Origin of the sequence: Blastococcus sp. TF02A-35 (genome assembly GCF_004571075.1) — a bacterium.
Taxonomy (GTDB): Bacteria; Actinomycetota; Actinomycetes; order Mycobacteriales; family Geodermatophilaceae; genus Blastococcus.
The window spans coordinates 31496-49955 of the sequence record NZ_SPQP01000016.1; the positions used below are offsets into that span (position 1 = coordinate 31496).

At 75.0% G+C, this 18460-nt stretch carries 18 protein-coding genes; 4 read left to right on the forward strand and 14 right to left on the reverse strand.

Translation table 11 applies throughout. From position 1 onward, the window contains the following. Window positions 1-102 precede the first annotated feature (102 nt). Window positions 103-630 carry a GNAT family N-acetyltransferase gene (locus tag E4P43_RS09780; RefSeq protein ID WP_135145264.1) on the forward strand — a complete coding sequence of 176 codons (528 nt, stop codon included), beginning with the start codon at window positions 103-105 and terminating at the stop codon, window positions 628-630. 4 nt (window positions 631-634) lie between these two features. Here the strand turns inward: E4P43_RS09780 and E4P43_RS09785 are convergent, their stop codons facing one another. Beyond that, window positions 635-1495 (reverse strand): lysophospholipid acyltransferase family protein, encoded by an 861-nt coding sequence (locus E4P43_RS09785; protein WP_135145265.1) that lies wholly within the window; start codon window positions 1493-1495, stop codon window positions 635-637. A gap of 9 nt (window positions 1496-1504) precedes the next feature. Then, window positions 1505-2680 (reverse strand): glutamate--cysteine ligase, encoded by a 1176-nt coding sequence (locus E4P43_RS09790; protein WP_135145266.1) that lies wholly within the window; start codon window positions 2678-2680, stop codon window positions 1505-1507. 255 nt (window positions 2681-2935) lie between these two features. Here E4P43_RS09790 and E4P43_RS09795 point away from each other — a divergent pair, with 255 nt between their 5' ends. Beyond that, on the forward strand, window positions 2936-3793 hold the full coding sequence (locus tag E4P43_RS09795; RefSeq protein ID WP_135145267.1) for a hypothetical protein: 858 nt from the start codon (window positions 2936-2938) through the stop codon (window positions 3791-3793). A gap of 4 nt (window positions 3794-3797) precedes the next feature. Here the strand turns inward: E4P43_RS09795 and E4P43_RS09800 are convergent, their stop codons facing one another. From E4P43_RS09800 to E4P43_RS09810, 3 genes are read right to left on the reverse strand one after another with little or no spacing between them, the layout of a single operon-like run. Beyond that, window positions 3798-4931, reverse strand: a complete 1134-nt coding sequence (locus E4P43_RS09800; RefSeq protein WP_135145268.1) for an Rv2578c family radical SAM protein — start codon at window positions 4929-4931, stop codon at window positions 3798-3800. A gap of 41 nt (window positions 4932-4972) precedes the next feature. After that, window positions 4973-5446 (reverse strand): Lrp/AsnC family transcriptional regulator, encoded by a 474-nt coding sequence (locus E4P43_RS09805; protein ID WP_135145269.1) that lies wholly within the window; start codon window positions 5444-5446, stop codon window positions 4973-4975. Further along, on the reverse strand, window positions 5421-6569 hold the full coding sequence (locus tag E4P43_RS09810) for a Xaa-Pro peptidase family protein (protein WP_167759139.1): 1149 nt from the start codon (window positions 6567-6569) through the stop codon (window positions 5421-5423). The genes E4P43_RS09805 and E4P43_RS09810 overlap by 26 nt, the downstream gene beginning before the upstream one ends. Before the next feature lie 76 nt (window positions 6570-6645). Here E4P43_RS09810 and E4P43_RS09815 point away from each other — a divergent pair, with 76 nt between their 5' ends. Then, window positions 6646-7563 carry a 5'-3' exonuclease gene (locus E4P43_RS09815; RefSeq protein ID WP_135145315.1) on the forward strand — a complete coding sequence of 306 codons (918 nt, stop codon included), beginning with the start codon at window positions 6646-6648 and terminating at the stop codon, window positions 7561-7563. Between the two features lie 22 nt (window positions 7564-7585). Here the strand turns inward: E4P43_RS09815 and E4P43_RS09820 are convergent, their stop codons facing one another. From E4P43_RS09820 to E4P43_RS09855, 8 genes are all read right to left on the reverse strand, one after another. Continuing rightward, window positions 7586-8311 carry a DUF4333 domain-containing protein gene (locus tag E4P43_RS09820; protein WP_135145270.1) on the reverse strand — a complete coding sequence of 242 codons (726 nt, stop codon included), beginning with the start codon at window positions 8309-8311 and terminating at the stop codon, window positions 7586-7588. A 98-nt stretch (window positions 8312-8409) separates the two neighbouring features. Next, the gene (locus E4P43_RS09825) at window positions 8410-11247 is read right to left on the reverse strand and encodes a DEAD/DEAH box helicase (RefSeq protein ID WP_135145271.1); all 2838 of its coding nucleotides are present in this window, start codon (window positions 11245-11247) and stop codon (window positions 8410-8412) included. Between the two features lie 72 nt (window positions 11248-11319). Further along, on the reverse strand, window positions 11320-12204 hold the full coding sequence (locus tag E4P43_RS09830) for a YegS/Rv2252/BmrU family lipid kinase (RefSeq protein ID WP_135145272.1): 885 nt from the start codon (window positions 12202-12204) through the stop codon (window positions 11320-11322). 4 nt (window positions 12205-12208) lie between these two features. Further along, the gene (gene tatC / locus E4P43_RS09835) at window positions 12209-13078 is read right to left on the reverse strand and encodes a twin-arginine translocase subunit TatC (RefSeq protein ID WP_135145273.1); all 870 of its coding nucleotides are present in this window, start codon (window positions 13076-13078) and stop codon (window positions 12209-12211) included. Window positions 13079-13164: 86 nt separating this feature from the next. Then, entirely contained in the window at window positions 13165-13515 is a 351-nt protein-coding gene (gene tatA / locus E4P43_RS09840; RefSeq protein WP_135145274.1) for a Sec-independent protein translocase subunit TatA, read from the reverse strand. An 89-nt stretch (window positions 13516-13604) separates the two neighbouring features. Further along, window positions 13605-13817, reverse strand: coding sequence for a hypothetical protein (locus E4P43_RS09845; RefSeq protein ID WP_135145275.1), 213 nt, complete (start codon window positions 13815-13817; stop codon window positions 13605-13607). A 10-nt stretch (window positions 13818-13827) separates the two neighbouring features. Continuing rightward, window positions 13828-14805, reverse strand: a complete 978-nt coding sequence (locus tag E4P43_RS09850; protein WP_245159052.1) for a WYL domain-containing protein — start codon at window positions 14803-14805, stop codon at window positions 13828-13830. After that, window positions 14802-15779, reverse strand: a complete 978-nt coding sequence (locus E4P43_RS09855; RefSeq protein WP_135145276.1) for a WYL domain-containing protein — start codon at window positions 15777-15779, stop codon at window positions 14802-14804. The genes E4P43_RS09850 and E4P43_RS09855 overlap by 4 nt, the downstream gene beginning before the upstream one ends. Window positions 15780-15843: 64 nt before the next feature. On the opposite strand from E4P43_RS09855, the gene E4P43_RS09860 reads away from it, so the two are divergent. After that, window positions 15844-17010 carry a DUF3866 family protein gene (locus E4P43_RS09860; protein WP_135145277.1) on the forward strand — a complete coding sequence of 389 codons (1167 nt, stop codon included), beginning with the start codon at window positions 15844-15846 and terminating at the stop codon, window positions 17008-17010. Between the two features lie 21 nt (window positions 17011-17031). On the opposite strand, the gene pafA is transcribed toward E4P43_RS09860, so the two are convergent. After that, window positions 17032-18390, reverse strand: coding sequence for a Pup--protein ligase (pafA, locus tag E4P43_RS09865; protein WP_135145278.1), 1359 nt, complete (start codon window positions 18388-18390; stop codon window positions 17032-17034). Between the last annotated feature and the right edge of the window lie 70 nt (window positions 18391-18460).

Sequence of the window (18460 nt, forward strand, 5' to 3'; positions counted from 1 at the left end):
GCAGACCACGGTGCCGGGGCGGTCCGGTGACCGGTTCCCCCCGGGGGCCGGGCGCGGGCGGACCCGATGTTTGTCGGGCGGCCGCAGCGGTAGCCATCGGCGATGGGAGCCGCGGGCGAGGTGCTGTGCACCGAGCGCCTGCGCCTGCGCTGCTGGACCACCTCGCCCGACGACCTCGCCCGCCTCGAGGACATCTACGGCCGTGACGAGGTGACCCGCTGGCTGGGGGGCCCGCCCACCGTCCCCCTGGACGAGCTCGTGGACCGGTGGCAGCGCGTGCACCGCACCGACGAGCGCTACGGGTGCTGGGCGGTGCAGCGGCCCGACGGCGTGGCGGCCGGCACGCTGCTGCTCAAGCCGCTCCCCCAGGGCGTCGGCGAGGTGGAGGTCGGCTGGCACCTGCACCCGGACTCCTGGGGGCACGGCTACGCCACCGAGGCCGCCCGCGCGGTGATCCAGCGGGCGTTCGAGCTGGGCCTCCCGGAGGTCTACGCCGTCGTGCGCCCCGGGAACGAGCCGTCCATGGCGGTGTGCCGGCGGCTCGGCATGAGCCCGCTCGGGCGCATGCGGCGCTGGTACGACGTCGAGCTCGAGGCGTTCCGGCTGATGGCGCCGGTCGTCGTCGACTGACCCGTCAGCGGCGGCGCAGGCGGCCGGTGAGGCGGGCCAGCGGCGACTTCTTCGGCGCCCGGACCTCCTTGCCGGCGGCGCGCAGGGCGTCCGCGGTGGCGGCCTCGGCCGGCGTGGGCGCGGTCCCGCCCAGGTGGGCCGGGAGCCACCAGCGGTCGTCGTCGCCGGCGGGCCGGTCGGGGTAGCTGCGCTGGGCCTCGTCGAGGAGCGCCTCCATGGCGACCCGCGTGCGCTGCATGAGGGCCGGGACCGCCTCCCCCGGCTCGGCGGTGATCGGCTCGCCGAGGATGACCGTGACGGCGACGCCGCGACGAAGCTCCACCTTGTGCCCCTTGGTCGCCACCCGGTGCCCGCCCCACACCGCGGCCGGGATGATCGGGACGCCCGAGTCGACGGCCATGCGCGCGGCGCCGGCCTTGAGGTCCTTGACGGTGAAGCTGGTGCTGATCGTGGCCTCGGGGAAGACGCCGACGACCTCGCCGTCCTTGAGCGCCCGCACGGCGGCCTCGAACGCCGCCGACCCGGCCCGGCGGTCGACCGGGATGTGCTTCATCGCCTGCATGAACGGCCCGGCGAAGCCGTTGTCGAACACCGCCTTCTTCGCCATGAACCGCACCAGGCGGTGCCGGGGCAGGGCGCCGAGGCCCAGGAAGGTGAAGTCGAAGAAGCTGACGTGGTTGCTGCAGATGATCGCGCCGCCGGTCGCCGGCACGTGCTCGGAGCCGCGCACATCGAAGCGGAAGCGGAACAGGCGGAAGACGACGAGCGCGATCCGGATGACGAACCGGTACGGCTTGTCCCTCGGGTCCGGGGAGGCACCGAACAGTTTCGGACGGACCACGTCGCGCCAGCTCGCCGTGTACATGCGCGGAATCTAGCCGGTGGCCCCGGCCGACGCCCCGTCGGCGTCCGCGCCGCTCGTGACCGCGACGGCGGCACGGACGACGGCGGCGAGGTCGCCCGTCTCCCGGTGCACGCGCCGCTGGAGGTCCGCCCCCGTCCCGCGGGTGAGCAGCTGCCGGACGCCGTCGGAGACGGTCTGCTCGTCGCCGGCGTCCGCGAGCGCCGGCCGGATGTGCTCCAGCAGGTCGCCGAGGACGTCGGCGGCCGGGACCGGCCGCCCCGTCAGCGGGTGCACGAGCTCGCCCGAGAGACCGGAGCGTCCCGCCCGCCAGGCGGCCAGCCGGAGGACCTCGGGGCGCATCTGCGGCACCTCTCCCCCGGCGCGTGCGTCACGGGCGGCGGTCTCGACCAGGCCGCGCACGACGCCGGCGAGGGTGACCGCGTCCTCGACGCGCAGGGCGACGTCCGCGGTCCGCACCTCGACGGTGGGCCACTTCGCGGAGATCCGGGCGTCGAAGTAGACCATCCCGGTGTCCAGGACGGTCCCGGTCGCCAGGACCTCCTCGACGAGCCGGTGGTAGTCGGCGGCGTCGGTGAACGGGCCGTTCGGGCCGGCGGAGGGCCAGCGGTGCCACACCTGCGAGCGGAAGCTCGCGTAGGCGGTGTCCCGCCCCCGCCAGAACGGGGAGTTCGCGGTCATGGCGGTCAGCAGGGGCAGCCAGACGCGGATGCGGTTGAGGACCGCCACGCCCTCCTCGTCGTCGTCCACGGAGACGTGCACGTGGCAGCCGCAGGTCAGGACGTCCCAGGCGGTCATCCCGAAGGTCTCGCCGAGCCGGGCGTACCGCTCCCCCTCGGTCGGCACCGGCTCGACCGCCACGGGCGAGGTGGCCAGGGCCGCGACGCGGGCGCCGACGGCGGACGCGGCGGCGTCGGCCCGGTCCCGCCAGTGCCGCAGCTCCCGGCGGACGTCGTCGAGCGTGGTGCAGACCGGGGTGCCGAGCTCCAGCTGCTGGGCCTTCAGCTCCGGCATGAGGTGCGCGGTCTCCGGGGTCTCCCGCTCGCCCCGCTCGGCGCGGTCGTGCTGCGCCACGTCCTCACCCTCGCCGGCGCGCGCGGCCAGCTCCAGCGCCTCCGGGCCCTTGGGTACCGGGATGCCGGTCGCATCGACGACCAGCAGCTCTTCCTCGACGCCCACGGTTCGCACCCGTCCATGATCAGGAGTCGGGGACCGGATCGCAGGGCGCCGGCGGGCGAGCTCACCCGGAGGGGCCTGTGACGACCGTTATGCCCAAGGTCATGCCGAACTCTTCAGGGCTGCGCCGCTGCCGCTCGTCGTTCCCCCGGGACGCGCCCCGCGGCGCGGCTGCTCCGGCGCCCGCAGGGCGCCGTGACCTCGGTCTCGGCAGGTGACCACAACGAGAAGTCGCAGCGTTGTTGGGGATAACGGTAGTATTCGGTCATGTCCCGTGCGTGGCAGCAGCCGCTGCCCGACATGCCGGCCCCTCCCCCGCCCGCGGCCTGGGCCCGGATCGCGGTGCCGTCCGGCTACGAGCCGCAGTGGCGCCGGCTGGTGGACGCGGCGCTGGAGCTGGGTCTCGGGCCGGACGACCTCGCGGCGCAGGGGCTGGAGCCGCTCGCCGGCGCCCGGGGCTGGAAGCCGGCGACCGTGGCGCTGTACAGCAAGGTGGCCCGCTACGGCGGGCTGGCTCTCCCGATCGCCCCGACGCCCGAGCCGGACCCGCAGGAGCTCGACCTGCGACCGCTGACGCAGGTGCGCGGAGACGACCCGGAGCACCTCCGCACGGTGGCCTGGTGCTCCCTGGCCCTCGGCTGGCCGGCTCCGGTCGCGACGTTCCGCTCGCTGCGCCGCGACCAGGTACGGGCGACGGCCCGGCGGCTGGTCATCTCCACCGACGACGGTGAGTGGGCGGTACCGGGGGCGCTCACGGCCTGGCACGCCTGGGAGACCGCCCGCGCGCGCTTCCCGGCCCTCGCGGCCAGCCCGTGGGTGCTCCCTGCGCTGCGCCGCGGGCCGGGGCTGGACTCCCGGGTCGGTGGTCGGCTCTCCTCCCAGGCGCTGCAGACGACCTTCACCAAGCACGCCCGGAACACGGTCCGCCATCTGCGCGCGACCGTGCCACCCTCCCGGCGCGAGGCGGTCGAGGAGCTGGCCGAGGCCTACCGCCACCTCTCCTACGACTCCTACCGACGGCTGGCCCTCGCCGCCGGGGCGCCCCCGGTCTCCTCGCGCGGCGTCGTCCGGGCGGCCCGGTCGGCGCACCGGGCGACGGCGCGGGCCGCCCGGCTGGCGGGCTGACCGCTCACAGCAGGGTGAGCTGCTCCGCCGGGCCGGTGTCGACGGGCGCCGGCGGAGAGCCCTCGTCCGGCGGACGGACGCCCGGCAGGCCGCCGGTCGGGAGGCTGCCCTCCGGGAACCCGACCTCCTCGTCACCGGGCACGCCGGTCGCCACGGGGTCGTCGACCTGTCGCGCGGCGCCGCCCGACTGCCGGTCCAGCCCGTGCCGCGCCAGCAGCGGCGCGACGCGAGCGGACAACCAGGACCGGTACTCGGCGGAGACGTAGGCCCGGCGCGCGTACATGCGCTCGTAGCGCGGGACCAGGTCGGGACGGGCGCCGCGGAGCCAGGCCATGAACCACTCGCGCGCACCGGGGCGCAGGTGCAGCGGGATGACGGTGAGGCCCGTGGCGCCGGCGGCCGCGATGGCACCGATGGCGGCGTCCAGGCTCTGCTCGTCGTCGGTGAGCCCGGGCAGGACCGGTGCCAGGAAGACCCCGCACGGCAGGCCGGCATCGGCCAGCGCCCGCACCAGGTCCAGCCGGGCGCGCGGTGAGGGGACGCCGGGCTCGAGCGCCTGGTGCAGCTCGTCGTCCCAGATGGCCATCGAGAGGCCCAGGCCGAGCGGGACCTGCCGCGCCGCCTCGGCCAGCAGGGGTACGTCGCGACGCAGCAGCGTGCCCTTGGTGAGGATCGAGAAGGGCGTGCCGGAGTCGGCCAGGGCACGGATGACGCCGGGCATCAGCCGGTAGCGCCCCTCGGCCCGCTGGTACGGGTCGGTGTTGGTCCCCAGGGCGACGTGCTGCCGGTCCCAGGACGGCCGGGCCAGCTCCTTGCGCAGCACGTCGACCAGGTTGGTCTTCACCACGACCTGGGTGTCGAAGTCCCGCCCGGAGTCGAACTCCAGCCACTCGTGGGTGCGCCGCGCGAAGCAGTAGACGCACTGGTGGCTGCACCCCCGGTACGGGTTGACCGTGTACGGGAACGGCATCGAGGAGCCGCCCGGGACCGCGTTGAGCGCACTGCGCGCCCGCACCTCGTGGAACGTCAGGCCGGGGAACTCCGGCACCTGGACGCTGCGCAGCAGCCCGCGGATGCTGGGCATGCCGGGCAGCGCCGAGGTGTCCTCGACGTCCAGCCGCTGCGCTTCCCACCGCACGCCGTCGATCCGAACACACGTTCGAACAGTTGTCCAGCCGGTCAGATCGGCGGGCGCGCCTCGAAGGACGTGGAGAGCACCACCGTCGTCCGGGTGGTGACGTTGGCGGTCGCCCGGATGTCCTTGAGCAGCGCCTCGAGGGCGTCGGGCGAGGCGACCCGGACCTTGAGGATGTAGCTCTCCAGCCCGGCGACGGCGTGGCACTCCTCGATGGCGTCCAGGTGCGCCAGCAGCGCCGGCGCGTCGTCGGTCTGGGCGTCGGTGGGGGTGATCGAGACGAAGGCGGTCAGCGGCAGGCCCAGCTGCCTGGCGTCCAGCGTCGCCCGGTAGCCGGTGATCAGGCCGCGCTGCTCCAGCCGGCGCACCCGCTGGTGCACCGCGGAGACCGACAGGCCCACGCGCTCGGCCAGCTCGGTGTAGCTCGCGCGCCCGTCGCGGGCCAGCGCCGCCATCAGCGCCCGGTCGACGTCGACCCCGGCGGCGCCAGCCTCAGCCGGGGAGTTCGACGAGCTCACGGGGACCGTTGTTGAGGACGCGGACGCCGTCGTCGGTGCAGACCACGATGTCCTCGATGCGGGCCCCGACCCGGCCGGGCAGGTAGATCCCCGGCTCGACGGAGAAGGCCATGCCCGGCTCCAGCGGGAGGGCGTTGCCGGCCACGATGTAGGGCGCCTCGTGGGTGTCCAGCCCGATGCCGTGACCGGTGCGGTGGATGAAGCACTCGCCCCAGCCGGCGTCCGCGATGACCTGGCGCGCGGCGGCGTCGACCTGCTCGGCGGTCACGCCGGGGCGGACGGCGGCGGTCGCGGCCTGCTGGGCGGCGTGCAGCACGCCGTACCACTCGGCGACCTCGGCGTCGGCCGGGCCGCCGACGACGTAGGTGCGGGTGCAGTCGGAGCGGTAGCCGGTGGCCGTCTCGCCGCCGATGTCGACGACCACGACGTCGCCGGCCTCGATGACGCGCTCGGAGAGCTCGTGGTGCGGGCTGGCGCCGTTCGGCCCGGAGCCGACGATCGTGAAGTCGACCCCGACGTGGCCCTCGGCCAGGATGGCCGCCGCGATGTCGGCACCGACCGCCGCCTCGGTGCGGCCGACCCGGAGCCACTGGCCCATCGAGGCGTGCACCCGGTCGATGGCGGCGCCCGCCAGGGCCAGCTCCTCCACCTCCGCGGGCGTCTTCACCATGCGCAGCCGGTCGACGACCGGGCTCGCCAGCTCCAGCGCCGAGCCCGGGAGGGCGCGCTGCACGCCCAGGGCGTGCTCGGCCCAGGTGCGGGACCCGACGGCCACGCGGGCCGGCGCGCTGCCCAGCCGCGCCGTGGCGGCGGCCGCCAGCACCCCGAAGGCGTCGTCGGTCTCGTCGCAGGCCAGCAGCTCCAGGCCGAGGGCGCCCGCGGGGCTGGCGTCGACCATCGGCGCCTCCAGCCGGGGCACCACGAGGAAGGGGTCACCGGTGCGCGGCACCGCGAGGGCCGTCAGCCGCTCCATGGCGTGCGCGTCGTAGCCGCACAGGTAGCGCAGGTCCGCGCCCGGGGTGAGGACCAGGAGGTCCACCCCGGTCTCGGCCGCGATCGCGCGGGCGGCGTGCACCCGGTCGACGGTGACCAGCGGACCGGCGGAATCACTCTGGGTTCCCACAGCGGCAGACTAGCCAGGGACCCCAGCCCTCCCCGCACGAGTTCTCGGGCGGCTACCGTCCGCCGTCGTGACGACGATGCTCCTGGACGCGGCCAGCCTCTACTTCCGGGCCTTCTACGGGGTGCCCACCAGCGTCACCACGCCCGACGGCCGGCCGATCAACGCCGTCCGCGGGTTCCTCGACATGTCTGCCCGGCTGATCGCCACCCACGGCCCCGACCGCTTCGTGGCCTGCTGGGACGACGACTGGCGCCCGGCGTTCCGCGTCGAGGCGCTGCCCTCGTACAAGGCGCACCGGGTGGCGCCCGAGGGCGGCGAGGAGACGCCCGACGAGCTCGGGCCGCAGGTGCCGGTCCTGGTCGAGGTGCTCGCCGCGGCGGGGATCGCCCGGGTGGGGGCGCCGGGCTACGAGGCCGACGACGTCATCGGCACGCTGGCAACCCGTGCGCGCGGTCCGGTCGACGTCGTCACCGGCGACCGGGACCTCTTCCAGCTGGTCGACGACGCCCGTGGCGTGCGGGTCCTCTACACCGCGCGGGGCATCTCCGACCTCGACTTCGTCGACGAGGCCGCCGTCGCCGCCAAGTACGGGATCCCGGGCCGGGCCTACGCGGACTTCGCCGTGCTGCGCGGCGACCCCAGCGACGGGCTGCCCGGGGTTGCCGGGGTGGGCGCCAAGACGGCGGCGGCGCTGATCAACGAGTTCGGCGACCTGGCGGGCATCCGGGAGGCCGTGGCACGCACCGTCGTCCCGAGGCCCCCGCTCACCGCGGCGGTGCTGAAGAAGCTGCACGCGGCCTCGGACTACCTCGACGCCGCTCCGGTCGTGGTGGCCGTGGCCCGCGACATCGACATGCCGGCGGTCGAGGGGACCCTCCCCCGCTCCCCCGCCGACCCGGACGCGCTGGCGGCGCTCGCCGAGCGGCACGGGCTGCAGTCCTCGCTCGGCCGGCTCGGCGCCGCCCTGGGCTGGCCGGCCGACGCCGTCGGCTGAGCACGCCGTGGGGTGAGCCGGCTCAGGGCTCCGACCAGGTGTACCGGGCGCCCTCGACGTCGGTGATCTCGATCTGCAGGGTGACCTGCTCGTCGTCGGCGGTCACGCCGGTGCACTCGTAGGTGGCGCCCTCCTCCACCTGCATCTCCTCGGCGCACTCGAGGTCGACGGCCACCCCCTCGCGCTGCTCGAACTGCTCCGCGACGTCCCGCTCCACCGCGCTGCGGGACAGGACGGTGGGGCCGGTGGTCAGCGCCAGGGCGACGACCCCGGCGACGACGGCGGCGGCGAGCAGGAGGAGGCCGACCAGCAGCCCGCGCCGCTTCCGCCGGGGCGGCTCCGGCGAGCCGTACGGGACGGCGCCGTAGGGCGGCTGCCCGTACTGCGGAGGACCGTAGGGCTGCTGGCCGTGCTGGGGCTGGCCGTACTGCGGGGCCCCGTAAGGCTGCTGGCCGTAAGGCTGCTGGCCGTAGGGCTGCTGGCCGTACGGGGGCTGCCCCGGCTGGGGAGCGCCCTGCTGAGCCGGGGGGTAGCCCGGGAAGCCGTAGCCGGGAACTCCGTGCCGGGGAGCACCCTGCGGCGGGATGCCGTAGCCGGGGACGCCGTGCGGCGGCGGCCCCTGCGGCGGCGGCCCCCACGGGGGCGGCCCCTGCGGCGGCTGGCCCGGCTGCGGCTGCCCGTGCTGCTGGCGACCGTGCTCCTCGGGACGGTCCCCGCGCGGACCGTCGTCGTGCGGCGGGTTGGTCATCGTCGCTCCCGGAGCCGTGGCCTGGTGCCCCCGGCGGTGGCCGGGCGCGGGGAATTCTGCCCCACCGGGGTGCCGGGTGCGCGGCAGCGAATCGCTGCTCAGCCGCCGACCGCGACCGCCACGACCCCCCGCCGGACCCTCTCCACCGCAGCGCGCGCGGTGCGGGCGACCGCGTCGTCGGCCACCTTGCCGAGCTGGTCCAGCAGGTCGACTAGCTGGCGGGTCCACCGGACGAAGTCGCCGCCGGAGAGCTCCGTACCGGCCTGCTCGGCGCCGGCCAGCACCTTGTCCAGGCTCTGCCCGTCGGCCCAGCGGTAGGCGGCCCAGGCGAACCCCAGGTCGAGGTCGCGGGTGGCCGGCACGCCGCGGTCCAGCTCGACGTCCTGCAGCCGGGAGCGGATGCCCCGCATCGCCCCGATCGCGGCCGCCACCTTGCCCGCCGGCACCGCGGGCAGGGCGGGGCTGTCCCGGCGAGCCTCGAAGACCAGCGTGGAGACCGCGGCCGCGAGCTCCGCCGGCGTGAGCCCCCGCCACACGCCCTCCCGCAGGCACTCCGCGACGAGCAGGTCCGCCTCCGACCAGATGCGGGCCAGGCGCCGGCCGTCGTCGGTCACCACCGGCACGCCGTCGGCCGGAGCGGCCGGCACCGCGTCGGCCGCGACCAGCTGCGGCACCTCGGGCACCAGGTAGCCGAGCTCCTCGAGGACGTCGCAGGTGCGGTCGAACTGGCGGGTCAGCGAGCCGGTGCGCTCGGCCATCTTCCGGTGCAGCTGCTCGGCCTCGTGCACCGCGCGCAACCAGCGGTCGGCGGTGCGCACCCGCTCCTCGCGGTCGGGCAGCTGGTGCACCGGGTGGTTGCGCAGCGCCTGGCGCAGGTCGGCGAGCACCGGGTCGTCGGCGGCCGCGGAGCGGCCCTTCTTGACCCGGCGGGCACCGAGGTCGTTCTCCACCCGTGCGTTGCGGAGGGTGGAGGCGAGGTCGCGGCGCGCGTGCGGGCTCCGGTGGTTGAAGTTCTTCGGCACCCGCACCCGGGCCAGCGCCTCCACCGGGGTCGGGAAGTCCACCGCGCCGAGCCGGCCGGCCCACTTGTCCTCGGTGAGCACGAGCGGCCGGGGGTCGGCCAGGTCGGTGATGCCGGGGTCGAGGACGACGGCGAGCCCCTGCCGGCGGCCGGTGGGCACGCGGATGACGTCGCCGGGGCGCAGCGCGGCGAGGGTGTCGGCGGCCTCCATGCGGCGCTTGGCCTGCGAGTCCCGGGAGAGCTCCTTCTCGCGGTCGGAGATCTCCCGGCGGATGCGGGCGTAGTCCCCGACGTCACCGCGGTCGGAGCGCATCTCGGCGGCGAACCGCTCGGCGTCGCGCTCGAGCCGGCCGGCCGCCCGCGCGAGGCCGACGACGGACCGGTCGGCCTGGAACTGGGCGAACGAGCTCGCCAGCAGCTCCCTGGCGCGCGCCCGGCCGAAGGAGCTGACCAGGTTGACCGCCATGTTGTAGCTGGGCCGGAACGAGGACCGCAGCGGGTAGGTGCGGGTGCTCGCCAGGCCGGCGACCACCGAGGGGTCCATGCCCGGCGCCCAGACGACGACGGCGTGCCCCTCGACGTCGATGCCACGGCGCCCGGCCCGCCCGGTGAGCTGGGTGTACTCCCCCGGCGTCACGTCGACGTGCGCCTCGCCGTTCCACTTCACCAGCCGCTCGAGCACGACCGTGCGCGCCGGCATGTTGATCCCCAGCGCCAGCGTCTCGGTGGCGAACACGGCCTTGACCAGGCCGCGGACGAAGCACTCCTCGACCGTCTCCTTGAACGCCGGTACCAGGCCCGCGTGGTGCGCGGCGATCCCGGCCAGCAGCCCCTCGCGCCACTCCCAGAAGCCGAGGACGTGCAGGTCCTCCTCCGGCAGCGACCCGGTGCGCTCGTCGATGATCTGCGCGATCTCCGCGCGCTCGACCTCGTCGGTGAGCCGCATGCCGCTCATCAGGCACTGGTGGACGGCGGCGTCGCAGCCGTTGCGGCTGAAGACGAAGGTGATCGCCGGGAGGAGCCCGGCCTTGTCCAGGCGCTCGATGACGTCGGAGCGCGCCGGCGGCCGGAAGCGGGGCTTGTGCCAGCTCTCCCCGCGCTTGCCGCTCCCCCAGGCCTCGATGCGCCGCTCGTGCTCGCGCACGTAGCGCACCAGCTCCGGGTCGACCACGGAGGCGCCCCGCTCGCGGGTGGACAGGCCCCGGGGCGTCTCCTCCTGCTCGCCGGCGTGCGCCGCCGGCCGCAGCGAGAAGAGGTCGAAGACCCGGTTGCCGACGAGCATGTGCTGCCACAGCGGGATCGGGCGGACCTCGCTGACCACCACCGTGGTGTCCCCGCGGACGGTGACCAGCCAGTCGCCGAACTCCTCGGCATTGCTGACCGTGGCCGACAGCGAGACGAGCGTGACCGACGACGGGAGGTGGATGATCACCTCCTCCCAGACGGCCCCGCGGAAGCGGTCTGCGAGGTAGTGCACCTCGTCCATGACCACGTACCCGAGGCCGTCGATGGCCGGCGACTCGGCGTAGAGCATGTTGCGGAGCACCTCGGTGGTCATCACGACCACGGGCGCGTCCCCGTTGACGGCGTTGTCCCCGGTCAGCAGGCCGACCCGGTCGGCGCCGTAGCGCTCGACGAGGTCGTTGTACTTCTGGTTGGACAGCGCCTTGATCGGCGTGGTGTAGAACGCCTTCCGGCCCTCGGCGAGCGCCTTGTGCACGGCGAACTCGCCCACCACGGTCTTGCCGGCGCCCGTCGGCGCGCAGACCAGCACGCCGGAGCCGTCCTCGAGCGCCTCGCAGGCCTCGACCTGGAACGGGTCGAGGGAGAAGCCCAGGTCGGCCGTGAAGTCGGCCAGCGTCGGGTGGGAGGTCCGCCTGCGGGCGGCGGCGTACCGCTCAGCGGGGCTGGACATGGCTCCCACGTTAGGCGCAGGACCACCGGTCCCGCTCAGGGGCCGAAATGGCCATTCCGGCCCCTGCGGGGGTCAGGACCGGGTGCCGACGACGGTCAGCGCCCCGGGGACGCACTCGGTCACGGCGGGGAGGGGCGCCACCGGCTCGCCGTCGGCGTAGGTGGTGACGCCGTCGCAGGACAGCTCCACCCGGGCCGCGCGGTGCACGCTCACCGAGGGGTGCTGCACGTGGGTGCCGTCGGCCAGCCGGGGCTTGGTGCGGATCAGCTCGAACCGCGACCCGGCCTCCACGACGGTGACGTCGAGCAGCCCGTCGCCCGGGTCGGCGTCCGGGCAGATCCTCAGCCCGCCGCCGTACCAGGGCGTGTTGCCCACGGCGACCATCGTGGCGGCCAGCGAGCGGGTCTCGCCGTCCAGGGTGAGGGTCACCTGGTACGGGCGCAGCCGGGCCAGCTCCAGCAGGACGGCGACGTCGTAGCGGCGCCGCCCGCGCGGCCAGCGCAGCCGGTTGGCCCGGTCGGTGACGGCGGAGTCGAAGCCGCAGCACAGCACGGTGGCCCACCAGCGCCCGTCGGTGCGGCCGGCGTCCACCTGCCGGGTGCGGCCGCCGAGCAGGTCGGCCGCGGCGGCCCGTGCGGCGGCCACCGGGTCGTCGTGGACGCCGAGCGCGAGCGCCAGGTCGTTGCCGGTCCCGGCGGGCACCACGGCCAGCGGCACCGCGGTGCCGGCGACCGCCTGGAGGGCCGCGTGCGCCGTCCCGTCGCCGCCCACCGCGACGACGGCGCCGATGCCCTCGGCGACCGCACGGGCGGCCTGCGCCTCCGCCTCGCTCCCGGTGGTCGCGGGCAGCACGCGCGCGGTCAGGCCGGCGTCGCGCAGGGCCGCCAGGACGGCGGTGGCGCGGCTCCGCGCGCGCCCGCGGCCGGCCGCCGGGCTGACGAGGACGGCGACGTCCACGCGGTCAGCCGCGGGGGGAGGTCGGGGAGTCGACCGGCGCGTCCAGCGGGGCGGGCCGGGTGTCCAGCGCCGAGGGGCGGGCGTCGAGCGGGGACGCCTCGTCGTCGTCGAGCTCGTGGAAGTGCTCCAGCGCCGCGCGCTTGGCGCGGCGGCGGTCGACGATCCGGGTGACCTGGATGGCCAGCTCGAACAGCACGATCATCGGCCCGGCCATGAGCAGCATGGTGAAGGGGTCCTGCGTGGGCGTGACGAACGCGGCGAAGACGATCGTGAGGAAGAAGATCCAGCGCCGCCCCTTGGCCAGCGCCTCGTGGCTGAGGACGCCGACCAGGTTGAGCGCGACGGCGATGAGCGGCACCTCGAAGCTCACGCCGAAGGCGATGAGCAGCGAGAGCAGGAAGCCGATGTAGTCCGGTGCGGTCAGGGCGACGACGACGCCGTCGCCGGCCAGGGACAGCAGCAGCTCCAGGCCCTTGGAAAGCGAGACGTAGGCCAGCACCGCGCCGAGCACGAACAGCGTCGTGGAGATGAGCACGAAGCCGATGCCGTAGCGCTTCTCGGTGCGCTTGAGGCCCGGGGTGATGAACGCCCAGAGCTGGTAGAGCCAGAAGGGTGCCGACAGCACGGCACCGGCCAGGAGCGACACCTTGAGGCGGATGAAGACGCCCCCGAAGACGTCGAGGATCAGCAGGCCGCAGCCGGTGTTGGCGTCGCCGTACCGCAGCTTCGGGTCCAGGTTGCAGTACGGCGCCCGGATGAAGTCGCCCAGGCCGTGCTCGTACCACCAGAAGGCGACGGCGGTGCCCAGGAACAGGAAGAACAGCGCCTTGCCGACGCGGTTGCGCAGCTCGGCGAGGTGGGCGACCAGGCTCATCGTCGCCTAGGGGTCCCGAGGGGCCCGCCGGCGTCGCGCCCCACGGGTCGCCTCGCTCACCGCCGTCCTGCCGGGTACGGGGTGGGTCAGCGGGAGCCGTCGGCCGAGCGCGCCTGCTCGGCGCGACCGCGCAGCTCGGCGGCACGCAGCTCGGCCTCGCGGGCCTCGTCGAGCAGCCGCGCGCTCAGGTCGTCCGAGGCCGGGCCCGTGGTGCCGGCCGGCAGCACCTCACCGCGGAGCGGCGTGCTGGTCTGGGCGGCGTCCTTGGTGCGGACGCCGTCGGCGGCGGAGTCGTCCTTCATGCCCTTCATCTCGCCCTTGAAGATGCGCAGCGAGCGGCCCAGCGAGCGCGAGGCGTCCGGCAGCTTCTTGTAGCCGAAGAGCAGCAGGATGGCCAGGATGATCAGGCCGATCTCCAGCGGGCCCAGGGATCCCATGGCTCGTCCTCCAGATGTCGAGAGCTTGCGCCGATGCTACGCCGCAGGGCGTTCGGTTACCGGCGGTCGAACGGTTCGCCGACCGGTGTTCACCGATCGTTCGTGCGCGCCGCCCGGTGCGCCTTCGTCCGCTCGGCCGCGGCGACCGTGGACTGGACCTGCTCCAGGACGGGGCGCAGCTCGCGCGCGCCGGCGTCCAGCTCCCGGCGCAGCCGGCCCAGCCCGCCGACCACACCGTGCACCAGCACGGCGAGGGTCAGGAGCGCGACGACGGCCACGGCGAGGGCGATCCAGAGCAGCACGGCACCGACCCTAGCCGCCGGCCGGCGCGGGCTCGATGCCGTAGCGCCGCAGCGCCTCCCGGGCCTCCGCGGCGACCTGCGCGCCGAGCTCGGCCGGCTCGTCGACGACGGCGTTGCCGCCGAGCGTCGCGACCAGGCGCCGGGCCCAGGCCAGGTCCGCGGTCCGCACGGTGACCGCGAGCCCGCCGGGCGGGTCGTCGACCGGGGCGACGTCCTCCACCGGGTAGTAGTCGGCCACCCACCGGCCGGCGCGGGCCAGCCGCAGCCGCACCGCGGGGGCGTCCTCGTCGGGGCGGTAGACGCCCTCGTCGATGTTCCGGCTGGTCGCCTGCGGCGGCGGGGCCGCGGGCTCGTCCAGGACGACGACGTCGTCGACGCGGTCCAGCCGGAAGAGCCGGACGCCCTCGGCGCGGCGGCACCAGGCCTCCAGGTACCACCGGCCGTCGACCAGCAGCAGCTGCATCGGGTCGACGGTGCGCTCGGTCCGCTCGTCGCGGGTGGGCACGTAGTAGTGCAGGTGCAGCGCGCGGCGCTGCTCCAGCGCGGACCGGACGACGGCGAGCGTCTCCTCCCGGGCGTCGACGCTGACCGCGACCGGGGTGACCCGCTCGGCGGCGTCACCGGCGGCGGCCGACACCTTGGCCAGGGCCCGGCTCACGGCGTCGCGCTCGGCGAGGCCGGGCAGCTCCAGGAGGGTGCGCAGGGCGACGACGAGGGCGACGGCCTCGTCGGTGGTCAGGCGCAGGGGCCGCACCATGCCGGCGCTGAAGGTGACCTTGACCCGGTCGCCCTCGAAGGAGACGTCGATGAGGTCGCCGGGGCCGTAGCCGGGCAGCCCGCACATCCACAGCAGCTCGAGGTCCTTGCGCACCTGCCCCTCGGCCACCCCGAAGTCGCGGGCCGCCTCGGCCAGCGCTACCCCGTCGGGCCGGGCGGAGAGGTACGGGACGAGGGCGAGCAGCCGGGTCATCCGGTCGGTGGTGCTCACGCCGTCTCCCCCATCGCGGCCAGGCGGGTGAGCCGCTCGACCACCGCGTCGCGCATCTCCGTCGGCGCCTCGACGACGACGTCCGCGCCGTAGGCGGTCAGCTCGTCGGCGAGCGCCCACGGCTCGGTGGTGCGCAGCTCCAGCAGGTCGTCGCCGTCGGCGGCGGGGCCGAGCGAGGTGGCCCGGCGGCGCAGCCCGACGGCGGTCCCGGGCCGTGCGCGGACCACCACCAGGTGCTCCTCTCCCCCGACCTGCCGGGCGACGACGGACGTGAGGTCCAGGTCGGCCGGCGGGTCGAACGCGCCCGCCGGGCCGGTGGCCTTCGGCGTGCCCGCGACGCGGGAGAGCCGGAAGACCCGCGGGGCCTGCCGGTCGAGGTCCTGGCCGACGAGGTACCAGCGGCCGTGCCAGGCCACGACGCCCCAGGGCTGCACGTGCCGGCGGACGGCAGTGTCCTCGTCGGGGCGGCGGTAGTCGAACTGCAGGGCCCGGCGGTCCCGCGCGGCGGCGTAGCAGGGCTCGAAGGCCGCCTCGCCCCGGTCCAGGCGGGGCTGGATCGGCAGCGCGCGGGTGGCGTCGAGGTCGACCCCGGCGGCCTTGAGCTTCACCAGCGCGCTCTGGGCGGCGCCGGCGAGCCGGGCGGACTCCCAGAGCCGCAGGGCGAGGCCGACGGCGGCCGCCTCCTCACCGGTCAGGTGGATCTCGGGCAGCTCGTAGTCGGCCCGCGCGATGCGGTAGCCGTCCTCGGTGTCGAACACGCTCGTGCGGCCGGTCTCCAGCGGCACGCCCATCTCGCGCAGGTCGGCCTTGTCCCGCTCGAACATGCGCTTGAAGGCCTCGTCGGCGCGGTCGGAGCCGTCGTCGGCCTCGTACCCGGGCACCGTGGCCCGGATCCGCGCGGCGGTGACGAACTGCCGGGTGCTGAGCAGCGCGATGACCAGGTTGACCAGTCGCTCCGCCCGCTTGGCCGCCATGCCCCACAGGCTAGTCAGCCCTCGCCGCCGGGCCGCGCGGCGGGACGGTCGATAGCCTGCCGGTATGAGCAGCTCTGCCGCCGCCCCCGTCTCCCGGATCCGATGGCGGCGTGGCGAGGTCACCGCGACGGGCCGTTCGTGGCGGGACGCGCTGGAGCTGACCGTGCAGGTCGAGGGCGAGGGCGACCTCTCCGCGCTGGCCTACCCGTCGCTGGTCGGCGTACCCGAGGTGGGCGACCAGGTGCTGCTCAACACGACGGCGCTGGCGCAGGGGCTGGGCACCGGCGGGTACGCGCTCGTCGTCGCCGTCCCCGACCGGCTGCCCCCGGACCCCGAGGGGCCGGGGCACCTGGTGAAGGCGCGGTACACGCCGATGCAGGTGATGGTCCAGGGCGTCGACGAGCAGGACACCGAGCACCACGCGGCGATCGCGGCCGCCGACGACCTCGGCGGCATGCCGGTCGTCGTGGCCGACCTGCACTCGGCGCTCCCGGCCGTCCTGATCGGGATGCTGGCGACCGACCCGGACCTGAAGGTCGCCTACGTGATGACCGACGGCGGGGCGCTGCCTGCGGCGTTCTCCCGCACCGTGACGGGGCTGAGGTCGTCGCTGGCAGGGGTCGTCACCGTCGGGCAGGCCTACGGCGGCGACGTCGAGGCAGTCACGCTGCACACCGGGCTGCTGGCCGCCAAGCACGTGCTGGGCGCGGACCTGGCGATCGTCACGCAGGGGCCGGGCAACCTGGGCACCGGGACGCCGTGGGGCTTCTCCGGCGTCGCGGCCGGCGAGGCCTGCAACGCGGTCTCGGTGCTGGGCGGGGTCCCGGTCGGGGCGCTGCGCATCTCCGACGCCGACCCCCGCGAGCGCCACCGCGGGGTCTCGCACCACTCGCTGACCGCGTTCGGCCGGGTGGCGCTGGGCGGCGTCGCCCTCGTGGCGCCGCGCGGGCTCTCCTCCGAGCTCGGCGGCCAGGTCGGCGAGGACCTCGCGGGCCAGCCGGAGCGCAACGTCGTCGTTTGGGTGGACACCGACGGGCTGGACACCGCACTGGGGCTCTCCCCCGTGCCGCTGCGCACGATGGGCCGCGGCTACCCCGAGGAGCGGGCGTACTTCCTGGCCGCCGCGGCCGCCGGCAGGTACGCAGCGCTGCAGATTCCTCTCGCCGACGACGCCACGGCCGGGGACGGGGCACCGGCCGAGGCGGCCGCCCCGGAGGGCACCGGAAGCTGAGGCTCCCGGCGGCCCGTCCGCTCACATGCTGGCGATCAGCTTCTCCACCCGCTCGTCGACGGCCTTGAACGGGTCCTTGCACAGCACGGTGCGCTGGGCCTGGTCGTTGAGCTTGAGGTGCACCCAGTCCACGGTGAAGTCGCGGCGCTTCTCCTGGGCCTTGCGGATGAACTCACCGCGCAGCTTGGCGCGCGTGGTCTGCGGCGGCACGTTCTTGGCCTCGAAGATCCGCGGCGCGTGGGCGACGCGGTCGACCTGGCCGTTGCGCTCCAGCAGGTAGTACAGGCCGCGGGTGCGGCTGATGTCGTGGTACGCCAGGTCCATCTGGGCTATCCGCGGGTGGCTCAGCGAGAGGTCCCGCTTGGCCCGGTAGCGCTCGATGAGGCTGTACTTGATCGCCCAGTCGACCTCGCGGTCGATGAGCGACAGGTCCTCGGTGTCGACGGCCTTGAGCACCCGGCCCCAGAGCTCGAGCATCTGGCGGTGCACGTCGCCGAAGCCCTCGCGGTCGACGAACTCGGCGGCGCGGGAGTGGTACTCGGCCTGGATCTCCAGCGCCGACATCTCCTTGCCGTTGGACAGCCGCACCTTGCGCCGGCCCGTGATGTCGTGGCTGATCTCGCGGATGGCCCGGATCGGGTTCTCCAGCGTCATGTCCCGGATGGGGACGCCCGCCTCGATCATGCGCAGCACCAGGTCGGTCATGGTGACCTTGAGCAGCGTCGTCGTCTCGCTCATGTTCGAGTCGCCGACGATCACGTGCAGCCGGCGGTACTTCTCGGCGTCGGCGTGCGGCTCGTCGCGGGTGTTGATGATCGGGCGGCTGCGGGTGGTGGCGCTGGAGACGCCCTCCCAGATGTGCTCCGCCCGCTGGCTGACGCAGTAGAGGGCGCCGCGCGGGGTCTGCAGGACCTTGCCGGCGCCGACGACGAGCTGCCGGCTGACCAGGAACGGGATCAGCACGTCGGCGAGGCGGCCGAACTCGCCGTGCCGGCCGACCAGGTAGTTCTCGTGGCAGCCGTAGCTGTTGCCGGCGGAGTCGGTGTTGTTCTTGAACAGGTAGATGTCGCCGACCACGCCCTCCTCGGCGAGCCGCTGCTCGGCGTCGACGACGAGGCCCTCGAGGATCCGCTCCCCCGCCTTGTCGTGGACGACGAGCTCGCTGACGTCGTCGCACTCGGCGGTGGCGTACTCGGGGTGGCTGCCGACGTCGAGGTAGAGCCGGGAGCCGTTGCGCAGGAAGACGTTGGAGCTGCGGCCCCACGACACCACGCGGCGGAACAGGTACCGGGCGACCTCGTCCGGGGAGAGCCGGCGCTGCCCCTTGAAGGTGCACGTGACGCCGTACTCGGTCTCGATGCCGAAGATCCGTCGGTCCACGATCCGAGACTAGGCCGCGGGGGTGACACCGCGCCTGTCGCGGAGGGCGCGGCGGGCCAGAACCTGCGGG

Coding starts and splice junctions, on each gene's coding strand:
- E4P43_RS09780 (WP_135145264.1), top strand. CDS start 103: ATGGGAGCCGCGGGCGAGGTGCTGTGCACCGAGCGCCTGCGCCTGCGC.
- E4P43_RS09785 (WP_135145265.1), bottom strand. CDS start 1,495: ATGTACACGGCGAGCTGGCGCGACGTGGTCCGTCCGAAACTGTTCGGT.
- E4P43_RS09795 (WP_135145267.1), top strand. CDS start 2,936: ATGTCCCGTGCGTGGCAGCAGCCGCTGCCCGACATGCCGGCCCCTCCC.
- E4P43_RS09815 (WP_135145315.1), top strand. CDS start 6,646: ATGCTCCTGGACGCGGCCAGCCTCTACTTCCGGGCCTTCTACGGGGTG.
- E4P43_RS09820 (WP_135145270.1), bottom strand. CDS start 8,311: ATGACCAACCCGCCGCACGACGACGGTCCGCGCGGGGACCGTCCCGAG.
- E4P43_RS09825 (WP_135145271.1), bottom strand. CDS start 11,247: ATGTCCAGCCCCGCTGAGCGGTACGCCGCCGCCCGCAGGCGGACCTCC.
- tatC (WP_135145273.1), bottom strand. CDS start 13,078: ATGAGCCTGGTCGCCCACCTCGCCGAGCTGCGCAACCGCGTCGGCAAG.
- tatA (WP_135145274.1), bottom strand. CDS start 13,515: ATGGGATCCCTGGGCCCGCTGGAGATCGGCCTGATCATCCTGGCCATC.
- E4P43_RS09855 (WP_135145276.1), bottom strand. CDS start 15,779: ATGGCGGCCAAGCGGGCGGAGCGACTGGTCAACCTGGTCATCGCGCTG.
- E4P43_RS09860 (WP_135145277.1), top strand. CDS start 15,844: ATGAGCAGCTCTGCCGCCGCCCCCGTCTCCCGGATCCGATGGCGGCGT.